The sequence below is a fragment of the Pantoea sp. B9002 genome, assembly GCF_013385945.1.
Lineage (GTDB): Bacteria > Pseudomonadota > Gammaproteobacteria > Enterobacterales > Enterobacteriaceae > Pantoea.
The window spans coordinates 34,237-51,430 of sequence record NZ_JACAPA010000007.1 but is presented as its reverse complement, the minus strand read 5'-3'; the positions used below and the strand labels follow the sequence as shown (position 1 = coordinate 51,430).

The window sequence follows — 17,194 nt, the reverse complement described above, 5'->3', positions numbered from 1 at the left end:
GGGGATTCATCAGCCCTACGATTCAGGGTTTTGTAGGGTGCGCATTAATGCGCACCGGGTTTTATCATCCCTCTCCGCTGCCAATCTGCCACACACTGGTCGGTGCGGTGCCATTCACTTTCCAGTCGCCGATATCACGCGCTTTGTACACCACCGGATTATGTGACGACAGGGTGCGCGCGTTGCGCCAGTGACGATCCAGCGCTTTGCTGACGCGCGTATCTGATGCGCCCAGTGCGTTAAACAGCTCGGTGGCGGCGCGCGTCACCCATTCGCTGGCAATCACCTGCGCCTGGCCCGCTTCGGCTTCGGCTTCGGCCAGCACATTCGCTGCGGCAATTTGCGCTTCATCGCTGCTGACGTGGGCAACATATGCTGATTGCAGTGAATGTGTCGCGCGGATCACCGTGGCTTCCACCGCAAACGCCAGGCTGGTAATTTCACCGATCACCTGCAGAATCTGCGCATCCTGACGCACAGCGCCGCCGTTGCCGTGGCTGTAAACCCGATTGCGCGCCGCCACCGCCTGCGCGCCATCGCGCGCCACCGCACGACCAATTCCCGCCAGCGTTGCCAGCAAGACATGCTGATAGAAAGCGGTTTGATAACGGAAGCGAGTGGCAAAATCGTAGACGTGTTCCTGCTCGACATGAGCGTTAGCGAAACGCGTGGTGCCGCTGCCAGTTAAGCGCTGGCCAAATCCGTCCCAGTCGTCCTCACGCGTCACGCCGGGTTGGTGAGTGTTCACCAGAGCGATAACGTCGCCCTGGTTGTCATTGCGGCGCGCATAGACATCAATCCAGTCGGCGTACAGCGTGCCGGTGCTGTAAAACTTCTCGCCGCTCAGCGTCCAGCCGCTTTCGCCTGGCGTGACGCGCGTGATGACATCGCCGAGTTTTACCGTGCCAATTTCTGTCCAGCCGCTGCCCACCAGCTCGCCATCAATAAAACGGCCAAACCAGCGATCGCGTTCCGCGCTGTCCGGCTGGTTCAGCCGATCTTCGACAAAGGCGAAATGGGCGCGCAGCGCCTGCGGCAGATTCGAGTCGGCTTCCGCCAGCTCGGTTAACAGCTGGAACAGCTGCGGCAGCGATGCGCCCCAACCGCCCTTCTCTTGCGGAATGCGCACCGTGCCGAATCCCGCCTCTTTCAGCCAGTTAATCGGCTGATGCGGCAAACTACGTTCCCGCTCGCGCGCCACCGTTCCTTCAGCGATGCGCGCGAAGATCGGCCGGAAATGCGCCGCCAGCGCCTCATAATCGGTGCCTGTTGCCAGTAAGCTCATGGTGACTCCTGATGTGAAAGATCGTCGATGTCATGCAGCGTGGGCTCGTGGCGCACTGCCAGCAGGAAGAAGATCGGGATGATCGCTGCCAGCGAAACCACCCAAAACATGTTGGTGCCGAGCGCGGCTTGCAGAAGCGGCAGGATGAACAGCGCTAACGCACTGCCGATGCCGGAAAGCGCGCGGCTGAAGCCCACGCCGGTGGCGCGAATCGAGGTTGGATAGGAAAGCGCTGGATAGACCATCAGCTGCGCGCCCGGCCCGAAGCCTTCGGCAAACAACCACAAGCCGAGCATCAATACTGCAAAGACGATTCCGGCGATGGCTTCCGGATGACCAATCAACGCCAGCGCGATTAGCGCAAAGAATTGCAGGGCAAAGCCAGCAATCGCGACGTGGCGCGACGGATATTTCCACGCCAGACGCATGCCAAGCAGGCCGCCGGTAAAGGCGAACAGCGCGTTGAGTCCCAGCGATGCCGAGATGGTTTCAAACACGCCCGCGCCGAGGAACTGCGCCAGAATCGACGGCAGGAAGAAAGCAATGGCGGTGTATTCAAACGAGATACAGATGTTCATCACGCCCGCGACGATGGTGCGTTCACGCCACGGTTTCTCAAACAGCACGCGGAAACTCACTTTCGGCGCCGCAGCAGCCGGTGGCGCTTCGTGTTCTGCCTCGTGTGCGTGGATGCCGTAGGAATCACGCAGGATGCGCACCGCGGATTTCAGGTCGCCCTGATTCGCCGCCCACAGTGGCGATTCGTTCATAAATTTGCTGCGCACCGCGATGATCAGCAGCGCCGGCACCGCACCGAACAGCAGCGACGCGCGCCACAGCCAGTCAAGATGCTCTTTCGGCAGCAGGAAGTAGAGCGCGAAGATCAGCAGGAAGCACAGCGTTGACGCGGCGTACCACATCGGGCACCAGGCTGCGAGTCGCGCGGCTTTGTTGCCTTTGCCGGCGAATTTGGAGAACTCCGCCAGATATGACATCGCCACCGGCAAATCGATCCCGACGCCAACGCCCATCAGGAAGCGCGCGCCAATCAGCACCCAAACGTTTGGCGCTAAGCCCGCCGCAATCGCTGAAACCACAAAGAACAGCATGTCGGCCATAAACACTGAATAGCGGCCATATTTATCGGTCAGCCAGCCGCCCACCAGATTGCCGACAATGGTGCCAACCATAATTGAGGAGGTGACTAAGCCGGTGAGCAGCGGCGAGAGTTGAAACTCGCGCACCACATCATCGATGCCGTACGACAGCGTGGTGAGATCGTAGGCGTCGAGAAACACGCCGCCGAGCGCGAGGAACACAATCATGCGCGCGTAGTTGTCATTTTTGGTGCGAGTGTTGATCAGCCTTGCCACGTCACTGACCGAACGTACCGGTTCGGAAACCGGAATGGTGTTTTCTAAAGGAAGAGAACTCATAACGCCTCACGTTGTTGTTTTGTAGTGCAGGTGAGGTTGTTATAAGCGTTTTTCTTGCTGCGCCAAAACAACAATTCTTGATATAAATTTACATTAAAATCAATTAGATAAATGGAGTTTTGCCAACACAAAAACCCGGACACGCCTGACGCGTCCGGGTGTTCAAACCGCAAAAATTTATTCGGCTGAGACCGGCACCAACACGCCTTTTACCAGCGGATCGTCGGTGGTCTTCAACCACTGCTGGACGCGCGGATCGGAGAAGGCTTTTTTCAGCTTCTCGATGTTTTCCTGGTCCAGATAAGGCGTGCCAATCACCAGCTGAGAGGCGAAAGTGCGCGGCGCAGACGGGAAGAGAATGCCTTTTTCGCGCGGCACTTTACCGGCATCAAATTGCGAGACGTAACCAATCGCCGCATCCACCGAGTTGAGCGCACGCGGCATGGTCAGCAAATCGAGCTCTTTAAACACGAAGCCGTGCGGATTGCCGACAATGTTCTTCAGTTTGGCCGTGCGCGGCTCGACGTTGGGATCGAGCGTGATTAAGCCCTGACGCGCCAGCAACCACAATGCCTGGCCCTGATTAGCGCCGTCATCTGGCACCACGATGGTGGCGCCCGGTGGTAAATCCGCCACCGATGTGTAGCGATCGGAGTAGATGCCAAACGCCCACTGGAACAGCGGCAGCGTTGAGGTGAGCGCAAAACCGTTGGCATCCACCACTTGCTTCAGCCACCACTGATGCTGATACACGGTGGCGGCATACTGCCCTTCCGCTACCGCGCGGTCGGCTTGCACCGGATCCTGCACGCCAACCGCCTCCAGCTTCAGGCCGTAATCGGGCGCGATGTGCTCGCCAACGTATTCAATCAGCTTCTGCTCGCCCGCCATCGCCGGTTCAAAATGCACCTTCAACGTGGTGCCAAATACCACCGCCTGCGCCTGTTGCCCGCGCCAGAACCAACCGCCTGCTGCAAGTACAACGACCACTATAATCAGTAGCAGCCACGGCCAGCGGCGGGTTTTACGCAGCTCGAAATCTTGTGTTGTCATAACGATGTCCCCTGAGGATGGCGTAATGCGGTGACCAAACGGTCGCCGAGAAATTGAATGGTTTGAATTAAGGCGATTAGCACCACGATGGTGGCGATCATGATGTGATTGTCGAAGCGCTGATAACCGTACACCACCGCCAGATAACCGATACCGCCCGCGCCGATGGTGCCGGCAATCGCGGAGTACTCAATCATTGAGATCAGGTTGAGCGTCACCGCCGCCACAATCGCCGGCAGCGCTTCGCTAAGTTGTGCCGAGCGGATGATCTGCCAGCGCGAACCGCCGCACACCAGACCCACCGCCGTGACTTCACCGGGCAGCTCACGCAGCGCGTTGTCCACCAGACGACCAAAGAACGGAATGCCCGCGGCGATCATCGGCACAACGGCGGCGGGAATGCCGATGGTGGTGCCGGTGAGCCAGAAGGTGAACGGAATGATCGCCGCCATCAGCACCAGAAACGGCAGCGAACGGCCCATGTTGACGATCCAACTCAGCACCCGATGAATGCCGCGATGGGGAAACAGGCCGCGCACCGAGGTGTTGAACAGCACCACGCCGACGATGCCACCGAAGGTGACCACGAACAGCATCACGATCGCCACCATCAATGCGGTTTCGCCCAGAGCGGGTAGCATTAACGCCGGGATTTCTGGCCACGGCGTATCCTGACTCATCACTGATACGCTCATACCGCCTCCCGCAATGGCAACACGCTGCTGGAAACGCTGGCAACTAAGCCCAGCTGTTCCAGCTGCGATAGCAAACGCGCCAACGGCACGCGCTCCTGCTGATAGTGAATGCCCACCTTGAGGCGGCCAGCTTGCAGACCATTCACCTGCTCGACGTGCGCGCCGAGCAGATCAATACGCAAACCAAACTGCTGGCTGAGGCGCGAAATCCAGTCGCTGGCGACTGGCACATCGGTGCGATAGCTCAGCTGCAACACCAGTTCGGCATCGCCCGCCTGCGCCGCCAGCGGGAACAGCCGCTGTCCCAATAGCGAATCGGGTTGTGCCAGCAGCGCTTTCACCACGCCGTACTGCACGATTTGGCCGTCGCGAATCTCCGCTACCGCATCTGCCGCCTGACGCACCGCGTCCATTTCATGAGTGATCAGCACAATCGCCAGCTTGTAGTCATCACGCAGTTTTTTCAGCAGGTCGAGCACGGTGACGGTGGCTTCGGGATCAAGCCCTGACGTCGCTTCATCCGCCAGCAGCACCGACGGGCGCAACGCCAGCGCCCGCGCGATACCAATACGCTGCCGCTGACCACCGGAAAGCTGGCCGGGATAAGCTTTGGCTTTGTGGCTGAGGCCAACACTGTCGAGCAGTTCGCCCACGCGCGCGGCGATATCGCGATCCACCACGCCAAGATAGTGCAGCGGCAAGGCGATGTTCTCCCACGCGGTTTTGCGTTGCAGCAGCGCGGAGGACTGGAACACGGTACCAATTGAGCGACGCGCCTGACGCAGCGCTTCGCCATCCAGACGAGAAAGATCGCTGCCGTTGACGCGGATGCTGCCAGCGCTCGGTTGCTCCAGCAGGCTAATGCACTTCGCCAGCGTCGATTTACCCGCGCCGCTCGGCCCAACTACCGCGGTGATATTGGCTTGCGGCACTTGCAGGCTGATGGATTTCAGTATCTCGGTGATGCGGCCGTCGGGCGCGCGATAGTGTTTACTGAGCTGATCTATTTCGATCATGAGACCTCCTGCGGCGTGGAGGATTTAACGCGATAGCCCGCGCCCGGATGCGGTGCCTGCAGCTGCGGACCGGCAGCGAATAACTTCTCGCGCAGCGTGCCCTGCGCGTACTCTTTTTTGTAGACGCCGCGCTTTTGCAGCTCCGGGATCAGCAGCTCCACCACATCTTCAAAGGTTTCATGCGTCAGGGCGTAGGCGAAGTTGAAGCCATCCACGTCAGTCTCTTCGACCCAGCTTTGCAACTCATCCGCGACGGTTTCCGCGCTGCCGACAATTAGCGGACCAAAACCGCCGATGCCAACCCAATCCGCCAGCGCTTTTACCGTCCACTGACGATCGGGATCGGCGGTGGAGAAGGTTTCGACCGCCGATTGGATGGCGTTGGTGTGGATATATTTCAACACCTGATCCGGCTGATACTGGCCGAAGTCGATGCCGGTCCAGCCCGATACCAGCGCCAGCGCGCCTTCGTAGCTGACCCATCCGGTGTACTCTTTCCATTTCGCCTGCGCCGCCAGATCGGTTTCGCCAACAATCACGGTTTGCAGATTGAAGATTTTGATGCTGTAAGGATCGCGCCCCGCTTCTGCCGCGCGGCGGCGAATATCGGCGACGGTTTTCTTCAGCAGCACTTTCGACGGCGCGGCAACAAACACGCATTCGGCATGTTCTGCGGCAAACTGTTTGCCACGACTCGATGCGCCCGCCTGATACAGCACCGGCGTGCGTTGCGGTGAGGGTTCGCACAGGTGAATGCCCGGCACGTTGAAGAAAGTGCCCTGATGATTGATGGGATGGATTTTACGCGGGTCGCTGAAGATACGGCGTTCGCGGTCACGCAATACTGCATCCTGTTCCCAGCTGCCTTCCAGCAGCTTGTACACCACTTGCAGATACTCGTCGGCGTAATCGTAGCGGCTGTCGTGATCGGTTTGGGTTTTATGCCCAATGTTGCGCGCCCCGCTCTCCAGATAGGAGGTGACGATGTTCCAGCCGATGCGACCTTTGGTCAGGTGATCGAGCGTGGATAAGCGGCGCGCAAACGGATACGGATGCTCAAACGACAGCGACGCCGTAAGACCAAAGCCGAGGTGTTCGGTGACCAGCGCCATTGGCGTAATCAATGCCAGCGGATCGTTGACCGGCACCTGCGTCGCCTGGCGGATCGCCGCATCGCCGTTGCCGTTCAGTACGTCGTAAACGCCGAGCACGTCAGCGATAAACAGGCCATCAAACTTGCCGCGCTCCAGCAGGCGCGCCAAATCGACCCAATACTCCAGATCTTTATATTGCCAGGAACGGTCACGCGGATGCGCCCACAGGCCCGGCGACTGATGTCCGACACAGTTCATATCAAATGCATTCAAGCGAATTTCACGTTGCGATGGCATAGCAATCTCCATAGCGAGGCCGTGATCGTGTTACGACCCGGCGTTCGTCAGTTAATTTTTAGGATGTTGAGAGATTAAAGCGCTGAAGGGGGACATCGCTCGGCGGGAGCGATTTGCAGTTCTTGTAAAATATGCTTCGCCACAGCGGCGGCGTGATCGGCAACCTGCGGCAATCCCATCAGTTCACCGAAGCGCGCACGCGCAGCGGGACCGACGACAAACAGTCGCGCGTTGGGCTGGCCGGTAACATTAAGCGTGTGCGACTGGCTGTCGACATCAATACCAAAACCGAGCAGGTCAGCGCGGATTAACCCTTGCTGGCTGAGCGAGTGCAGCAGCGGCTGGCTGGCGGTTAAGGCTTCATGGCCGGGACCGGTGGTGACAATCAGATGATCGAGACGATGGGTTTCGCTGGCGCCAACGCGCGTGCGTAGCGTGATGTCCAGCTGGTTGCCGACATCAGAGATTTCGCTAAGCCGCGCGGCCAGCACCTTCAAACTGCCCTGCTGACGACGTGCGCTGATCACCGCTGACACCTGCGGCGCGATGCGATAGCGATGCACATCCCACCACGAGCGCAAATGACGGACAAAACGTTGCTGCTCGCGCAGCGGAAGCGATTGCCAGATATCCTGACCTTGCACGCGCACCTGATCGAGCACGCGCTGCCACGGCAAATCCTGTTCAGCGGCACGCGCAACCTCGGCGCGGATATGTCGCAGCCACTGACGTGTGCTGGACGCTTGCTGCGGGGCTAACGTCCATTCCGGCCACTCACCGCTCAGGTTATCGCGTGAAAGCTGTCCACGGCGCGAGAAGGCGATTAACGGGCCACGATGCTGTCGGGTGCCCAATGAAGCCACCACATCCGCCATACTCAAACCGGTGCCGATAATCGCTACCGCGGATTGAGGATTGATGGCGTCCAGTACGCCGTGCTGCCACGGATTGGCAATCAGCGCCGGATGCGCCGAGAACGGTTGCAGCGCACGCGGCAATGATGGCGGCGGATGACTGATCGCTAACGCCAGCACATCACCTTGCAGCGTTTCGCCGTTGCTGAGCAACAGCTGCTCGCCTTCCCACGCCACGGCGCTGGCCTGAACGTGGCGCAGCGTGATGTGCGGATACGCCTGCGCAGCTTGCGCAAACTGTTCTGCCAGATAGCGACCGAACAGGCTGCGCTGCGGATAGACCGCGCCGTCTTCACAGTGCGCTACTGAATCCAGTGAACATTCCGGCTGTTGGCGATACCAGCGGTCAAACGCGCCCTGCTCTTCACCGCTTAACTGCATGCGCGAAGCGGGCACGTTGATGCGGTGCGCCGGCTCCTGCGTAGAATAGGCAACGCCGCCGCCGAGACGGGCGCGCGGTTCGACCACTGTAATCAGTAATCTGCTCGATGAGGTTCGTGCAAGATGAATCGCCAGCGCTGTGCCGCTAAAGCCACCGCCAACAATGATTACCCGAGCCATTGCCTTCTCCTGCATTAGCTGGCGCTCGTCTGTTTTGACGGACGCTTATCGCCACCAATGGTTTCACCAAACGGGCCGGTGTTAATGGTGCGTTCACGCTGCTGCTGCGCGTTAGCCAGCGGTAGCAGCGGTAACAGCAACTCGGCCACGCGATGTGCTTCTTCCAGATGCGGATAACCGGACAGAATGAAGTTGGTGACGCCTAACGCCTGATATTCACGGATACGTTCAGCCACTTGCTCTGGGCTGCCGACCAGCGCTGTGCCCGCGCCACCGCGCACCAGACCCACGCCAGCCCACAGATTCGGCGAGATATAAAGATTGTCACGCGAGCCGTTGTGCAATGCGCTCATCCGTGCCTGACCGGCAGAATCCATACGCGCAAAGATTTTCTGCGCCTGCGCGATGGTCTCTTCATCAAGATGACCAATCAACTTATCTGCCGCCGCTTTGGCTTCTTCTTCAGTCTCGCGCACAATCACATGCAAACGAATGCCATATTCCAGTTTACGTCCGCGCTGCTCTGCACGTGCGCGCACCACTTCCAGCTTCTCGGCAACCTGCGCTGGCGGCTCGCCCCAGGTGAGATAGGTATCGATCTGTTCCGCTGCTACATCAATCGCCGCCTCCGATGAACCACCAAAATAGAGCGGCGGACCCTTTTCCTGCACCGGCGGGAACAGCACTTCCGCGCCTTCAACGTGAATATGTTTGCCTTCGTAATCCACTTTCTCACCGCGCATCAGGCGGCTGTAAACGTCGAGGAACTCTTTGGTGACTTCATAACGTTCACTGTGGTTGAGGAAAATGCCGTCGCCTTTGTTCTCAATTGGATCGCCACCGGTCACCACGTTAATCAATAAACGTCCTTCAGACAGACGATCAAGCGTGGTTGCCATGCGTGCTGCCAGCGTTGGCGGCTGCAGGCCTGGACGCACCGCCACTAAATAGCGCAGACGTTTTGTGATGGGCGCTAACGCCGAGGCCACCAGCCAGGAATCCTCACAGCTTTTGCCGGTAGGAATTAATACGCCGTAAAAGCCAAGATTGTCGGCGGCTAGCGCCACTTGCTGTAAGTAGGGTAAATCGACCGGGCGTCCGCCTTGCGTGGTGCCGAGGTAGCGTCCATCACCGTGCGTCGGTAAAAACCAGAAGACATTAATTTTATCGTTCGCGGAATCGGCCATTATGCTTTTCCTATATAACTTTATTAAAAAATGATCATTTTGAACTGCTTATTTGGTTATATAGCTGTTAGCAGAAAGCGTGCCAGGTTGTTAACTGGCGCGAATCGCCGTATTTCAGAGGGTTAGCGTTGTTGCTTTCGTCATATCGAGTTGCAATTGCAACTCTGACGCAACAGCTATTGCTGCATATGCAACTGCTTATGCTTTTTACATGGTGTTAATAGTCAGCATGAGCATTTAGGTTAACGATATGCTCGTTACAGGACTCATTGCCATGTTAACCACCTATAGCCACACCGATTCACCGCGCTTAGTCGATCCCGCTTCTCTGGCGTTTCAATCGCTGCTGGATAAATTCGCGCCCACAGATGCCACCGTTCTGATTGTCGGCGAAACCGGCACAGGTAAAGAAGTGGTGGCGCGCTATCTGCATCATCACAGCCAGCGACGTCACGGCCCTTTCCTCGCAGTTAACTGCGGTGCTTTGACGGAAAGCCTGGCTGAAGCCGAGTTGTTTGGCCATGAGAAAGGCGCTTTTACCGGTGCGACGCAGTCACATCCCGGCTGGTTTGAATCAGCGCAAGGCGGCACTTTGCTGCTGGATGAGATTGGTGAGCTCAGCCCTTCACTGCAGGTTAAATTATTGCGCGTGCTGCAGGAGCGTGAGATTACGCGCGTGGGCTCGCGTAAAGCGATCAGGGTGGATGTGCGGGTTATCGCGGCTACGCATGTGGATTTGGCGCAGGCGATTCGTGAGCGACGCTTTCGCGAAGACCTGTTCTATCGCCTGAATATTGCGGTGGTGCCATTGCCGCCGCTGCGTCAGCGTCGTGAAGACATTCCGCTACTGGCGCAACACTTCCTCGCCCTCTACGCACGACGTTTAGGCCGTCCGGCACGGCGTCTTTCGCCTGATGCGCTTGAAGCGCTGCGCGAATACAGCTGGCCCGGCAATATCCGTGAACTGGAGAACACACTACATAACGCCGTATTGCTGAGCCGCGAAGAGACGCTGACGCCCGCACAGCTGCGACTTGCTGGTTACAGTGAACATGGTTTTAGCGAGTCCAACGATTCCACGCTCGACAGTTTTCTTCAGCAGCAGCTAACCAGCCAGCCGCAACAACTGTTTGATCGCGTTATCAGCAGCCTGATTAGCAATGCGCTGTCGATGACAGATCAGAATCAAACCCAGGCCGCGGCGCTATTAGGTATCAGCCGCCACACCTTGCGCACGCATCTGGCGAATCAGGGAATGATTAAAGGAAGGCGCAAAGCGCCGGTAACTGCATCAACATCCAATGTGCACGGGACGCAGGAGCGTGAGTTGCGGATTGGCTATCAGAAGTTTGGCAATCTCGGGGTGTTAAAAGCCCGTCAAAGCCTCGAACACTGTTTCGCTCAGCAAGGCATTAGCGTGTTGTGGAGTGAGTTTCCCGCCGGGCCACAGCTGCTGTATGCGCTGCAAAACAACGAAATCGACTTTGGTACGACCGGCGAAGTGCCGCCGATCTTCGCCCAGGCGAGTGGCAATGCGGTGACTTATATTGCCTGGGAGCCGCCAGCGCCGAGCAGCGTTGGCATCGTGGTGCCGCATGACAGCGATATTCGCACCATCAGCGATCTGCGCGGTAAGCGCATATCGGTTAATAAAGGCTCGAACGTTCACTGGCTACTGCTGCAGTTACTGGAAGAAGCGGGCATTGGTCTGGATGAACTCAAAGTGGTGTATACGCCGCCGAAATATCCGCTGACCGCCAGTGATTATCTTTCGGTTGATGCCTGGATGATGTGGGATCCGTTGCTCAGCGCTGCAGAGAGCAATCCCGAGCTGCGGGTTTTGGTTAATGGTGAAGGGCGCGTACGTAATCATCAGTTCTATCTGGCGCGGCGTGATTACGTTGAACAGCACGATGACATCCTCAGACAGCTGGTGGAAAGTTTGCAGCAAACGGGTTTGTTCATCGATAGCCATCGCCACGAAGCGTCTATGTTATTGGCTCAGGAGCTTGGCTTGGAAATCGCATCAGTTGAACGTGCCTTGACTCGTCGCAGCCACAAAACGCGTGCAATGGCCTTCGAAGTGATCAAAGAGCAGCAGACCATCGCCGATCGATTTTATGCGTTGGGGCTGATTAATAAACCGGTGCGCGTGCGCGATGCGGTCTGGCAATTTTCATCAGCGCTAGCGTTGATTGAGTAAGGTTAGTCTTGAAAGTTATCCACGTTTTCTGTGGATAAATCATTGAATATCATCTGGCTAATCTCGCTTAGGGACTTTTGATGATGGCTGAAATTACGGACTTTATTGGCGATTTCAGCCTGAAATTTTATCTAAAACTCCTTATGTTTCATATTAATAGAGATGAAATCGCTTAGGCGAGCAGATGAAATTTCATTCGGTGGTTTGACGGTATTTCTGCTTTGACTGGCTGTTGCCGCTTTAGCGCACAGCTGGTTAAATTGGCTGCAGTTAGTTAATCGGCATTGGTGATTTATTAACGAATACTTTGGGCTGCTGGCTGAAACTGTGGCGATTTCAGGCTGAAATTTCCGCAGCGACAATCGATATTTCATACAGTTAGCGATGAAATGGCGCTGGCGAGGCAATGAGAAGGGCATAAAAAAACCGCCCGGAGGCGGCATTTCACTTACTGATTAAGATACTTATTGAGCGTCTCGTTAATCACCTTATCCAGCTCTTCCTGCAACTCTTTTGACTGGCGATTAAACTCGTAGCTGAACATGCGTCCTCGCGTTTTCTTACGCGCAAAACGATCTTTATCGGCGAAACTCCATAATGGCGTCGCCACGGTTTTGTCTTTCGCCGGTGACTGAATCAGCGTCTGGCTGCCGTTACGCACTAAACGCAGAATGCCATTCTTCACTTCGTCTTCGGCCAATCCATCGCGCGCGCATACAGTATCAACATCCATACCGATAGTATCGATCAGGGCATCAACGGTTTGTCCGGTTTCCTGCAGCTTCTCATACGCCTGCAGCAGCGATTTATAGTCAGGATAGGTCAGCTCAGAATGATTCGGGAACAGCGTCACCAGCTCGAGCGGCACGCTCGCCGCCTGCAATGCACGCGTTACTTTGGCTTGTGATAAGCCTTCAGTTTGCGCAATCTCTTTCTGCGACAATCCACTCTCTTTAAGCGACAGCAAACGCATGCCTACTTCACGCAGATTGTGCTCACGTGCGGTCTGAATATCCTGCGCTAAACGACGCGCTTCTTCCGCCGAGATAGCGACGTCAGTGACCAGCACATCCAGCCCGGTTTTGCAGTGCAGAGCCGCTGCACGACGACGTGAACCATCGAGAATCTCAATGCGGTCGTCACGCTTTACGCCAATCGCCGGGAAAAATTGCTGCAATTTGATGGTGCGAATGATATCGCGCAGCGATTCTGGCGTCAGGCCAGACTGATCGCGGCCATTGGTTTCCATCTTAACGAAGGTTTTCTCTTCAATTTCCTTCGCCGGGATGTGCTCCAGCGTGAACAGGGCGCGTTTACCCGTCGCCAGAATAAATGTCTGAGAATGGCCATCGGCGCTTTCCTCAGTTTGCAATGGTGTCTGGCTGAAGGTTCGGCCAATGGTGATTCTTTTTGCGCTCATAGTAACCTCAGTTCAGGCGAATGAATTCAATACGGTCAAATACGGCTTTCGCGAAATCTTCCGCCGCTGAACGCGCATTCTTTAAGGCTTCAGTGCTGCCCACGTAGGTTGATGGATTGGCTGAGATAACCGTATCAAACGACTCTCCGCAGCGCTCAAAGCCATCCAGACGCGGCAATGCAGCATCAAGCATATCGCCGCCAAAAATCTCTTTCGCCAGGCTGTGACACAGCTTGTGGTCCGCTTTATTCGACAGTTTAGACATAAAGCCAATGTTGCCCTGCAAACGGCAGGCTGCACCCGATTCTTCAATGATGCCAATCAACTCCGGCAAACGCGTTAAGTACTTCAGCGTGGAGTGGAAATCCACCTGCGCGGGCGGCACCGGCGTCATCAGTAAGTCTGAAGCTGCAATGGCATTCTTCAGGAAGGCATCAAGATGCGGGCCGCTGTCGATAAAGATAAAGTCATAATCTTTCTTCAGCTTGGCCACCACGTTGTCATACAGCACCGCGTGGATGTTCTGATCGGGCAGGTGAGCGGCACACAGCTCTTCCCAACGCGAGGCAATAAAGGCGTCATCAATTGACGCCGGCAGCACATCGACGCCCGGAATAATTGAGGAAACGATAAACTCGTTGAGCAACTCTTCGCGGCTGACGTTCTGCAGCATCGCCTGTGCGGCGGTCGCTTCCACTAATCCCACTGAACGTTGATGGTTCAGGAACATGGTGGCGGAAGATTGCGGGTCCAGATCGATGACCAGAATACGTAAATCTTCAAACAGCAGATGCGGATGCGCACGTAAGGCATGTGCCAGCGAAACGGTAGAAACCGTTTTCGAAACGCCGCCCTTGAGATTGCCAACAAAGATGCTGAAGGCTTCATGGTGGCGATCGCGGTACTTAGGAACACCGCGATGGTGATAGATATCGATGATGTTCTGAATCGACATCGCATACTTGGTTGAGCTGCCCGCTGCACGTTTATCGAACGGATAACCGTTCTCTTCCATCTCGTTGACAGCGTAATCCACGCTCGCACGCGTCAGTTTAGGCAGTTTGGCTAACGCCGCTTTAGCGTAAACCTGATAGAACGTGTTTTCCCGCAACTCTTCTTTCTGCGCCTGAATCTGTTCAGTCAGGCTCATCAGCATTCTTTCTGAACGTTGTGCAACCTTCAGAACTTGCTTCTCATCGTTAGCCATACTTGCTCCACACATGTAGGATTTATGACTTTATACATAAATCCAGCACACGAGGCAAATATATATCTTCTACACAGGAAGAATAAGTTATGTGAAAACACCTTGATTAAGAGCGGTTTAACGCAAAGATTCACTGTAATCAGCGATCGTAATTTAGTCATTCCGTTTTTTTGTACGATTTTGCACCGCCGATTTTATGTTCATTGGGACAAAGATTCACTGTAGTCAGTAGCGGATTTCTATTCTGTATGCTTTTAAACAGAGAAAGGAGAAGGGTGATTGCGGCTGAAATTGCTGGAACATTCACTGTAATCAGTTAGCCGATGAGCGTCGATGTTCAACATTCACTGCAATCAGTAAAAGGTTCACTGTAATCAGCAAGCAGTGGCTGAAGATTCACTGTAATCAGTAGATGCTGTGTGGAAGTAAAAAGCAGGCGAGATAATAACGGTAAGTATCAGGCTAGTGGATGTTCACTGTAATCAGTAAATCCCGAAGACTTTTTTACGTAACGCCAAACGTTCACTGTAATCAGTAAAAGCCTTGTACTCTTCATCAGCAAAGATTCACTGTAATCAGCAGAGGTTATCGCGCTTCGATTTACCGTTCACTGTAATCAGTAAGTCAAATCGGCCAGACTGAGAGAACATTCACTGTAATCAGTAAAAGTTATGACGCTGTGCAGAACGTTCACTGTAATCAGCAAAGCCAGGCAAGCATGTTAAGACAAACGTTCACTGTAATCAGTAGAGCGTCATTTGCCGACAAACGGATGTGCCTGAAATCGCCATAAGCGATACAGCGAAATACCCAGAATGTTGTCTACAACATTCACTGTAATCAGTACACGTATCACGTTAAATGGCTTGCTTGATTACAGCTGAGTTAACGTAATGTTCACTGTAATCAGTAAAAACACACTGCAGATCTAAACGCCCAACGTTCACTGTATTCAGTAAAAACGACGCGTTGAGCGAGTTTGTTTCATGCTGCAAACTCGGCAGGGCAGGGGGACGAGTTGGTAACGTTCACTGTAATCAGTGACAGCGTGACGTGCGCTTCAAGCAGCATATAAGCGTCAGTACAGACGTCTCTCGCTACCATTCACTGTAGTAAGAAGACAGGCCAAACGTTCACTGTAATCAGCGTTGTGACCAACCCTGTCACTTTTACTGGCTGTATTAACAGTTAAACTGCTGATTACAGTGAATCACGTTAGAACCGGCTTTGTTGATACTTATAAATCATGAAGTTGCATTTGATCGTTCACTGTATTCAGCACGCAGCGCTGAGATTAGCATTCACTGTAATCAGTGAAAGCGATCGCTCGAACAAACGTTCACTGTGATCAGTAGAAAGGCGGTGAAAAGGGAATCAGAGTGAAGAGTTACCGCCCTTGTAAGTACTCACTATCTTTATAAGTAGCTAAGAAAGGCTACCACGTGGTTGAAGACATCACAGAAGACATGACAAAAGCAGAAGGCTTCTGATTACAGTGAACGTTGCTGATTACAGTGAATTACGCGAGGACAGCTGATTGCAGTGAATGTTAGCGGAACAGCATGTGTCACTTTTGCTCAAAAAGTGACACAGCTTGAAGGGGATTACTGACTACAGTGAACGGCAAAATCACTCTTCAAACTCGATATCTTCCAGCGAATCGATACTTTCAAGATTGCTGATGCCGTCGAGTTTTGGCGTCCTGCTGTGGATGATGAAGAACACCGAGCGGCCGCGTTTCACTTCCGAATAGTCGAGATAGCCGATCTCTTTGAGCTGTTCCATCGCACGTCGCACCACGTGGTTTTGCGTGGTGGTTTTCGAGCCCAGGTTTAAACGCATACGCAAACGCGCCAGAGAAATGGGTGCCGGATTCGTTGGCAAACTTTCGAGATAGGTATACAACGCCTGAGCCGATTCTTTACGCTTCAAACGTGAAATGGCTCGCAGCTGAAGTAACACTTTATGGTCGAAATTATAGAGCTCGAACAACTTCGGATCGGCCTGGATGCGCACCAGATCCTTTTCACGATCGTAATACGCCGATTGCACAAGGTGAGTGTGATAGGCTTTGCCATTACCTTCAAAGGACAACGTATTGGTCGCAATGCGTCGCAGAGAGGCATCTAAGCGCTTACGTAGCGCAGCCGAAGAGTTTGCCGAAGGGATCCCGCACATCTTAACGAAATCGATAAACGGCAGCGTCACGGTGTCGCCCTTTGACGGATAACGCGAGAAAGACTGAATAATACCGGCCCAGGTTTTGAAATCATTATCCATGTCCAGCCTTGCGCCGGTAATGGTAATTTTTTCATAGCCTTCCGATTTCACTAAAGAAAGGTTCTTCAGCTCTTTCGTTGCATCCGTCGATGCCATCGCGCCTGACTTACCGCGCGCGGTGGACTTCAATGTAGGAACAAACAGACCAAGGCGCATTAAAGCGACCGGTTGTACGGTGTTATTTTTATTGGGGTGGAGTTGAATAACTTCACCGCTGTTTTTTGTCACCGACAGAAAAGGCTCGAGTAACGCCTTGTTTTCACTCTCTTTATCTGCCATAGCCTGAGATCTTCATTCTGTGGATGAAAAGGGTCGTTTTCTGATTACAGTGAACATTAACACTGTTTATAGTGAACATTCTACTCTCTATAGTGAATAAACTACTGACTCCAGTGAACACTTTACTCATTATAGTGAACGCGATCACCTTCTGAGCCCTTGTGGGGTGCGGCCTGCGACGATCGGGGATCTCTTAGGATCTCTTTAAGATCTCTATATGATCTTTCTTTAAGATCTAATCACTGTATAACTTAATAACGCCAGGAC

Annotated in this window: 12 protein-coding genes; 1 reads left to right on the top strand and 11 read right to left on the bottom strand. The window is 54.5% G+C overall.

Going from position 1 to position 17,194, the window contains the following annotated elements:
• Nucleotides 1-64 precede the first annotated feature (64 nt).
• The 8 genes from HX773_RS04795 to ssuD form a co-directional block, all read right to left on the bottom strand.
• Complete coding sequence (locus HX773_RS04795) at nucleotides 65-1,285, bottom strand: acyl-CoA dehydrogenase family protein (RefSeq protein WP_176970637.1); 1,221 nt, start codon at nucleotides 1,283-1,285, stop codon at nucleotides 65-67.
• Nucleotides 1,282-2,721, bottom strand: coding sequence for an MFS transporter (locus tag HX773_RS04790; RefSeq protein ID WP_176970636.1), 1,440 nt, complete (start codon nucleotides 2,719-2,721; stop codon nucleotides 1,282-1,284). Before HX773_RS04790 ends, HX773_RS04795 begins: the two co-directional genes overlap by 4 nt.
• Before the next feature lie 177 nt (nucleotides 2,722-2,898).
• Nucleotides 2,899-3,774 (bottom strand): MetQ/NlpA family ABC transporter substrate-binding protein, encoded by an 876-nt coding sequence (locus tag HX773_RS04785; protein WP_176970635.1) that lies wholly within the window; start codon nucleotides 3,772-3,774, stop codon nucleotides 2,899-2,901.
• On the bottom strand, nucleotides 3,771-4,469 hold the full coding sequence (locus HX773_RS04780) for a methionine ABC transporter permease (protein WP_176970634.1): 699 nt from the start codon (nucleotides 4,467-4,469) through the stop codon (nucleotides 3,771-3,773). Before HX773_RS04780 ends, HX773_RS04785 begins: the two co-directional genes overlap by 4 nt.
• Entirely contained in the window at nucleotides 4,466-5,485 is a 1,020-nt protein-coding gene (locus HX773_RS04775; protein WP_176970633.1) for a methionine ABC transporter ATP-binding protein, read from the bottom strand. Before HX773_RS04775 ends, HX773_RS04780 begins: the two co-directional genes overlap by 4 nt.
• A complete protein-coding gene (locus tag HX773_RS04770) occupies nucleotides 5,482-6,876 on the bottom strand; it encodes an LLM class flavin-dependent oxidoreductase (protein WP_176970632.1) in 1,395 nt (464 codons plus the stop codon). The genes HX773_RS04775 and HX773_RS04770 overlap by 4 nt, the downstream gene beginning before the upstream one ends.
• 74 nt (nucleotides 6,877-6,950) lie before the next feature.
• Nucleotides 6,951-8,351 carry an FAD/NAD(P)-binding protein gene (locus tag HX773_RS04765; protein ID WP_370463586.1) on the bottom strand — a complete coding sequence of 467 codons (1,401 nt, stop codon included), beginning with the start codon at nucleotides 8,349-8,351 and terminating at the stop codon, nucleotides 6,951-6,953.
• 14 nt (nucleotides 8,352-8,365) lie between these two features.
• Nucleotides 8,366-9,538 carry an FMNH2-dependent alkanesulfonate monooxygenase gene (ssuD, locus tag HX773_RS04760; RefSeq protein ID WP_101761167.1) on the bottom strand — a complete coding sequence of 391 codons (1,173 nt, stop codon included), beginning with the start codon at nucleotides 9,536-9,538 and terminating at the stop codon, nucleotides 8,366-8,368.
• A 274-nt stretch (nucleotides 9,539-9,812) separates the two neighbouring features.
• On the opposite strand from ssuD, the gene HX773_RS04755 reads away from it, so the two are divergent.
• Entirely contained in the window at nucleotides 9,813-11,741 is a 1,929-nt protein-coding gene (locus tag HX773_RS04755) for a sigma-54-dependent Fis family transcriptional regulator (RefSeq protein ID WP_176970630.1), read from the top strand.
• 448 nt (nucleotides 11,742-12,189) lie between these two features.
• Here HX773_RS04755 and HX773_RS04750 read toward each other — a convergent pair whose 3' ends face one another.
• The 3 genes from HX773_RS04750 to HX773_RS04740 form a co-directional block, all read right to left on the bottom strand.
• On the bottom strand, nucleotides 12,190-13,161 hold the full coding sequence (locus HX773_RS04750; protein WP_176970629.1) for a ParB family protein: 972 nt from the start codon (nucleotides 13,159-13,161) through the stop codon (nucleotides 12,190-12,192).
• Nucleotides 13,162-13,168: 7 nt separating this feature from the next.
• Nucleotides 13,169-14,368, bottom strand: a complete 1,200-nt coding sequence (locus HX773_RS04745) for an AAA family ATPase (RefSeq protein ID WP_008109176.1) — start codon at nucleotides 14,366-14,368, stop codon at nucleotides 13,169-13,171.
• Nucleotides 14,369-15,997: 1,629 nt separating this feature from the next.
• Nucleotides 15,998-16,927, bottom strand: a complete 930-nt coding sequence (locus HX773_RS04740; RefSeq protein ID WP_007886110.1) for a RepB family plasmid replication initiator protein — start codon at nucleotides 16,925-16,927, stop codon at nucleotides 15,998-16,000.
• Between the last annotated feature and the right edge of the window lie 267 nt (nucleotides 16,928-17,194).